This window comes from Natronococcus pandeyae, from assembly GCF_008122205.1.
Classification (GTDB): Archaea; Halobacteriota; Halobacteria; order Halobacteriales; family Natrialbaceae; genus Natronococcus; species Natronococcus pandeyae.
Genome location: NZ_PHNJ01000003.1, coordinates 448,975 through 455,218, shown reverse-complemented (window position 1 = coordinate 455,218; position 6,244 = coordinate 448,975). Strand labels below are relative to the sequence as shown.

General features: G+C 65.2%; 7 protein-coding genes. 1 reads left to right on the top strand and 6 read right to left on the bottom strand.

What is annotated here, in order from left to right:
• From CV102_RS08900 to CV102_RS08890, 4 genes are all read right to left on the bottom strand, one after another.
• Positions 1–492: twin-arginine translocation signal domain-containing protein (locus tag CV102_RS08900; RefSeq protein ID WP_148857537.1), on the bottom strand; the 492-nt coding region annotated here is incomplete at its 3' end.
• 400 nt (positions 493–892) lie between these two features.
• Positions 893–1,540 carry a twin-arginine translocation signal domain-containing protein gene (locus CV102_RS08895; RefSeq protein WP_148857536.1) on the bottom strand — a complete coding sequence of 216 codons (648 nt, stop codon included), beginning with the start codon at positions 1,538–1,540 and terminating at the stop codon, positions 893–895.
• Positions 1,541–1,718: 178 nt separating this feature from the next.
• Positions 1,719–1,886, bottom strand: a complete 168-nt coding sequence (locus CV102_RS25845) for a hypothetical protein (protein ID WP_187432900.1) — start codon at positions 1,884–1,886, stop codon at positions 1,719–1,721.
• A gap of 50 nt (positions 1,887–1,936) precedes the next feature.
• Positions 1,937–2,422: a DUF456 domain-containing protein gene (locus CV102_RS08890; RefSeq protein ID WP_148857535.1), complete on the bottom strand. Its 486-nt coding sequence runs from the start codon at positions 2,420–2,422 to the stop codon at positions 1,937–1,939.
• 77 nt (positions 2,423–2,499) lie between these two features.
• Between CV102_RS08890 and CV102_RS08885 the strand changes: the two genes are divergently transcribed.
• Positions 2,500–3,231, top strand: coding sequence for an SDR family NAD(P)-dependent oxidoreductase (locus tag CV102_RS08885; protein ID WP_148857534.1), 732 nt, complete (start codon positions 2,500–2,502; stop codon positions 3,229–3,231).
• 33 nt (positions 3,232–3,264) lie between these two features.
• Here the strand turns inward: CV102_RS08885 and tmcA are convergent, their stop codons facing one another.
• Both tmcA and CV102_RS08875 read right to left on the bottom strand, forming a co-directional pair.
• Complete coding sequence (tmcA, locus tag CV102_RS08880) at positions 3,265–5,586, bottom strand: tRNA(Met) cytidine acetyltransferase TmcA (RefSeq protein ID WP_148857533.1); 2,322 nt, start codon at positions 5,584–5,586, stop codon at positions 3,265–3,267.
• Positions 5,587–5,660: 74 nt separating this feature from the next.
• Positions 5,661–6,113 (bottom strand): hypothetical protein, encoded by a 453-nt coding sequence (locus CV102_RS08875; RefSeq protein WP_148857532.1) that lies wholly within the window; start codon positions 6,111–6,113, stop codon positions 5,661–5,663.
• Positions 6,114–6,244 lie beyond the last annotated feature (131 nt).

The following is a 6,244-nucleotide window of genomic DNA, read 5'->3' as shown; positions in this document are numbered from 1 at the left end:
TTCTTCGATCTCGATCGTGCCGCGCATCGTCCCCTCGTGGGGCCGGCAGACGTACTCGGCGATCTCGTCGGTCGCTTCGAACTCGATGAACTGGTCGTCGCCACCTTCGTCGTCCTCGTCGGTCTCGTAATCTTCGACGACCTCGTCGTCCTCGTCGACGAGTTCGATGTTGTGCATACTGCCGTCGCCCTCTTCCCAGCCGATCTCGTACTCTTCGCCCTCGACGAGGGTGAGCGTCGGGTTCTCTTCGTCCGCGATCTCTTCGGGCTCCACGCCCTGCCAGCCCGGAGTCTGGGCGTCGAGTTCGATCCGCGTACCGGGCTCGATCGCTTCGTCCGGTTCTTCCTCGTCGTCGACCTCTTCTTCCGGTTCTTCCTCGTCGTTTTCAGGTTCCTCTTCGTCGTCGGGACAGCCCGCGAGCAGCGCCGTTGCACCGACAGCACCCGAGATCTTGAGCACCGTCCGTCGGGACGTTGGATCTGTTCCCGCCATACTCCGATCTACGGAGTACAGCGATGTTAAATCATATTCGCACTCCCAGTGAGTTTCTTCCCAGGAGTACACAGACTATCGCTCGGAGAGAGGGAAATATATTCTAAAACCTCGGAAATGGTAACAAATATCTCAGTAGAGATCCGTACCGCGGTGAAACTGCCGTTTCGTTCGCTCGATACTGATTCCGTCGTCGATCCACCGGCGTTCGAATCGGTCGATCACGACCACAAGACCGGCACTCCGTTCATGACTGGGGTCCGCGACGCTCCGACGGCCAAAGATGGGAACGTGAGGAACCATCCGATCCCGGTCTCAGCCGAGAGCGTACGGCAGACATCCGGCTTGGCGTACCGGAGTTCGGCCGACCTTTTCCCTCCGCGGACGCGGCTCGAGGTGGTTACTCGTCGTTCTCTTCGTCGTCTTCCTCATCCGGCTCTTCCTCTTCATCGTCCATCTCCTCCTCGTCTTCATCGTCCATCTCCTCCTCGTCTTCATCGTCCATCTCCTCCTCGTCATCTTCCTCTTCGCCGTTTTCTTCGATCTCGATCGTGCCGCGCATCGTCCCCTCGTGGGGCCGGCAGACGTACTCGGCGATCTCGTCGGTCGCTTCGAACTCGATGAACTGGTCGTCTCCACCCTCGCTGTCCTCGTCGGTCTCGTAATCTTCGACGACCTCGTCGTCTTCGTCGACGAGTTCGATGTTGTGAGCGCTACCGTCGCCTTCCTCCCAGCCGATCTCGTACTCTGCGCCCTCCTCGAGGACGAGCGTCGGGTTCTCCTCGTCCGCGATCTCTTCGGGTTCGATGCCGACCCAGCCCGGAGTCTGAGCGTCGAGTTCGATCCGCGTATCGGGTTCGATCACCTCACCGTTCTCTTCTTCTTCCTCGTCCGGATCTTCCTCCTCGTCTTCAGCGGGGTCTTCTTCTTCCTCTGCAGGGTCTTCTTCCTCTCCGTTGTCCGCACAACCGGCGACGAGTGCTGTCGCACCAGCAGCACCGGCAATCTTGAGAACAGTACGCCGAGTAGTCGGGTCTGTTTTCCTCATACTCCCCTTATGGAATCCAGCGGTGTTAAGCAAAATCCGCGATAAAAATGGAGTTCTATAATCCATTGTACAGATAGATTGCATTCACATACTAATTTTGTGGCAGAATTACAGTAATGTGTTTCAGAAACTCCGTCGAACGAAGATCTCGTCGAGCGATCAGCGTAGGTGGTGGCTGTCAGCGCTCGAGCAGGTCGTCTCCTCGGTCGGGGTCGGGATCCGCGACGACGCCGTCCTGTCGGCCGAGCACGCGGGCGTGGGCGGCGCAGACGACCCTGTTCTCGTCCCACGGGATGTGGAGCTCGACGCAGGCCGCTCGATCGCAGTCGTCCTCCGAGCACTCCATACCGGATACACGACGGCGAGCGATTCAGGGTTTCGGTCGATCCCCGCGGATTAAAACACGAACACCGCGACGAGGAAGCCGAGCAGGATCGACGCCGTCAGCAGGACCTGAACCGCCGTCGAGGCGAGGATACCGACTGTCGCGTAAAAGGCCGACCGGCCGCTGTGATTGACGTTGCCGCCTCGAGCGTACTCGAGCAGGAACACGGTCCCAAAGAGTCCGATCAGCAGGCCGACCGGACCGGTGACGATCATGAGGGTGATGCCGACGACGGCGGCGGCGCCCGTCGTCCCCCAGGAGGCACCGCCGGCCTTCGCGGCGATCGAACCGCCGAAGAACTCGACGAGCAGCGTAATCACGCCGAGCGCCGTTAGCACTGTAAACGATACCGGTCCGGGTTCGGCGAATCCGGAGTTCCACCAGTAGAGGACGAGGCCGGAAACCGAGAGCAGGCCGCCGGGAACGAGTGGGACGACGGTCCCGACGACACCGCCGACGAGCAGGGCAATCGCGACGAGGGAAACCGCATCAACCATGGGAAACTGAACGTCCGGCCACGGCAAAGGCGTACCGTCTCCAGAATCGTTACGTCGCCGGCATCGAACGTGTGGGCATGGAGCAGTCACGCGGAGCGATCGTCGTCGGTGCGTCGTCGGGAATCGGGGAGGCCGTGGCCCGCGAACTCGCCGCGGCGGGGTACGAGGTCGGACTGACCGCCAGGCGGACCGACCGCCTGAAACGAATCGGTGAGGAGTTGCCGACCAAATCGTACGTCGCGACGATGGACGTCACCGAGACCGAGGACGCGCGATCGGCGTTCGTCGAACTCGCGGCGGCGATGCCGTCGGTCGATCTCGTCGTCATCAGCGCCGGCACCGCGGCCGTGAACTACGACCTCGAGTGGGAGCGAGAGCGACAGACGATCGACGTCAACGTCCGCGGGTTCACGGCGATCGCGACCGCTGCGATGGAGCACTTCGAGGACACAGCCGACGGCGACGGCCACCTCGTCGGCATCTCGTCTGTCGCGGCACACTTCGGGAACGGCGGCACCCAGGCGTACAACGCCTCGAAGGCGTTCGTCTCGACCTATCTCGAGGGCCTCCGGAATCGCACAGCGGGGAACGAGACGGACGTAACGATCACGACCGTCGAGCCGGGGTTCGTCGATACCGAACTCTCCTACGGCTCGTTCTGGGAGTGTTCGCCCGAGACGGCGGCGAAACAGATCACTCGAGCGATCCGAAACGAGCGCGACCACGTCTACGTCACCCGTCGGTGGCGACTCGTCGCGTGGGCGTTCGAGGTCACCCCCGATCCGATTCTCCGGCGGGTCCTCTCGTAGGCGCTCGCGAACGGTTACGGGTCGGTGAACCGATCACGAGTCGGTGAACCGATCCCTGACTTCGAGTGCTACCGCGGAGCCGTAGTGATCGACTATCGGGCAGAACGCGTCGCCGAGCGACCGCATGCACTGCCCCGACGAGTGGTACCCGAGGCGATCCGCAACGTGCTCCCACTCTCGAGCCTGTAGTACCCGAAGCACGAGCAGCCGCTCCTCCCGATCCGTCAGATCGACCGCGTCCGGTGCCTCGAGGAAGTAGCGAACGGCGAGGCGGCGGAACGGTCCGGGATCGACGTCGAACAGTCCGGGACCGTACGCGGCGCCGGCGACGACGCGCCACTCGTGATCGGTCAACTCGAGCGGCGGAGCGGCGTCCCCGTCGACGCTTCCCAGCGCTGTGCGGGCCACGTCGGGCTCGAGGTCGTCGAGGGCGTCCGAACAGAGGGCAGCGAACCGTCGGGAGAACCACTTCGCGTGGCGGTCGTAGAGGTCCCGTCCTGCCTCGCTCGTCGGAGACAACATGAGCGCCGAATACTCGCCGCTGGCGTCGTTGCGCGTCGTCGAGAGGTGAACCGTCGAGTAGCCGTTCTCGCGCCAGAACTCGAGGAGTCCGGGCGTCGCCCCGAATCCGGTGCCGATCCAGTCGACTCGCTCACGGGCGGGCCGTTCCTGTTCCCCATCCGAAACGCAGCGCCTCTCGCCGGCAAACTCCTCGCGGATCCCCGCGAGCAGCCGCGAGCCGAGCCCGCGCGAGCGAACCGCGTGGTGGGTCGCGATACGAACCACGCGGATCCCGGCGGATTCGCTCGCCCGTTCGTCGCGAAGCTGGCTCGTGAGCACGTCCGGGAGCATGTTACCGCGGATCCGGCCGCCCTCGTACATCATCGCGCGGTCGTCCGCCGGGAGGTTTCCCTCCCGTGCGAGCAGCGCGACGCTGACGACGCGTCCCTCGTGGACCAGGGCGCGGGCTTCGAGGTTCGGCGCGTCGAGGAGTCGCGCGAGGTCGTTCGGCTCGGTGCGGTAGTGGGCGAGGACGAGCAGGCCGAACGCCTCTCGCAGGAGGTGCTCGTCGGTCAGCAGGTCGTCGGGTTCGAGCCGACGGTAGTTGACCGAGTCGGGCGTCGCATCCGTCACGAGCGGTTCGACGGGCGGGCGGGCGTCGAGCAGCAGGGCGCGAAAAGCCCAGACCTCGACCGGATCGCCCGCCGCGTAGCGGATCGGCGCTGTCAGCGTCCGTTCGGTGACCGCGTGGTCGCTCTCCTCGAGTCGGTCCCGAAACCGGACGGAGAACCCCCGTCCAGCGCCCTCGTAGCCGTGGACCGTCGTCGCGAACGCGACCCGGTCGGCCGCGAGCAGGGACGAAAGCACCGCTACCGGGAGCGCGGCGGCCTCGTCGACGACGAGGATATCCGCGGTCTCGAGTCGCTCGCTCGCCTCGGTCGGCTCCAGGTAGCGGACGCGCCCGCGGGCGGTCGTCTCGATTCGACGCGATTCGGATTCGTCGGTGTCGATCCGCTCGAGCGTTTCACAGAGTTCTTCGGCCCGATCGAACACCTCCCGTGCGTTCCGAAAGTCGGGTGCGGTCACGAGGACGTCCGCTCCTTCGGCGGCGAACGCACCGGCCGCCAGTCCCGCTGCACTGGATTTGCCCCGGCCGCGGTCGGCTTCGAGCACGACGGCCTGCGGGGTGTCGAACAGCGACTCGAACGCGGCGACGGCCTCCGCCTGGTCGTCGGTGAGGCAGGCCTCGTAGGCCGCAGTCGGGAAGCGGCGGTCCGAGGGCGGCTCTCGGGCGGTTTCGTCGCGTCGCTCCGGTGCAGGATCGGTCAGCCCGTTGTCGACGATCCGGTCGTCCTCGAGGTCGACGATGGCGATCCCGCGGTGGGATCGAAGCGTCTCGACGAGTCGGCGTCTGAATCGTCCGGTGACGTCCGACAGCGAGAACGGCGGGACTGCCAGCGACTCGTCGAACGCGCCCCGGCGCTCGGGCCAGGACTCGAGCGCGGGCGTCAGGAGGATCAGGAGCCCGCCGCCGTCGACCGTTCCGACGAGTTTGCCGAGCGCGTTGGGCTGGAGCTCCGTGTGGGCGTCGAGAACGACGACGTCCCGCGTCGTTCCGAGCAGTTCGCTGGCGTGCGTCTGTGGGAGCTGTTCGCAGCGAAGCCGGTCCTCGGGGCCGACGAGCGTCGTCCGGCTGATCGGGACGGCGAGCCGATCGAGGACCGACTCGAGCGTGTCGTACCCCTGCTCCCGATCGCCGGCGAGCACCAGCAGCCGTCGCTCGTTCGTCTGCACCGCTTCCGCACGGAGCGACCTGGCGAGGTCGACGGCGTTCGCGTCTCCATCCGCGGCCATGTACTCGCGTTGTCGGCTGACGTGTAAGAGGCCACGGTCTGACCGCCGAGTCCGCCGTGGGCACCGCGGGAGAGTCAGTTGTCGGCTGCGTATCGCGTCTCGAGTCGGCGGGCGAGCGCTCCGAGGAGGTACGCCGAACCACCCAAGACGGTCGCACCGCCCAGCGCGTACAGCGGGCCGTGAGTGATTCCCTCGTACAGTTCGCCGGGCGGATCGAGCTTGTAGCCGAGCGCTCGGGGCGGCGTGTACCGCGTCTCCCACGACCATCGGAGGTAGCCGACGAGCGGTGGGAAGACGAACCGCCAGAGGATCGCGAGAAAGACGGCGCCGGTTCCCGCGAGTAGCCCCGCTCGCGTCCAGCCGGCATAGAGCGCGACGAGCAGCGAGACGTACAGCAACGACGGCGTGAGAACGGCGTCGTACTCGAACAGGAACGCCACGGAGGCGAGAACGGGGATCGAGACACCGAGAGCCACGACGTGAGTTCGGAACCGCTGGTCGCCAGCCAGAGCAGTTCGAACGTGCATACGACGAATATGTTGCCGATATTTCATAAGCGTTTGCACGGCTGGAAACGGCAGTTGCGCTGCAGGTCCAGATCCGGGACGCTCCGGCGTGCGGACCGATCCCACGCGTTCGTACGTTTGGACACGCTTTT

Coding starts and splice junctions, on each gene's coding strand:
- CV102_RS08895 (WP_148857536.1), bottom strand. CDS start 1,540: ATGAGGAAAACAGACCCGACTACTCGGCGTACTGTTCTCAAGATTGCC.
- CV102_RS25845 (WP_187432900.1), bottom strand. CDS start 1,886: ATGGAGTGCTCGGAGGACGACTGCGATCGAGCGGCCTGCGTCGAGCTC.
- CV102_RS08890 (WP_148857535.1), bottom strand. CDS start 2,422: ATGGTTGATGCGGTTTCCCTCGTCGCGATTGCCCTGCTCGTCGGCGGT.
- CV102_RS08885 (WP_148857534.1), top strand. CDS start 2,500: ATGGAGCAGTCACGCGGAGCGATCGTCGTCGGTGCGTCGTCGGGAATC.
- tmcA (WP_148857533.1), bottom strand. CDS start 5,586: ATGGCCGCGGATGGAGACGCGAACGCCGTCGACCTCGCCAGGTCGCTC.
- CV102_RS08875 (WP_148857532.1), bottom strand. CDS start 6,113: ATGCACGTTCGAACTGCTCTGGCTGGCGACCAGCGGTTCCGAACTCAC.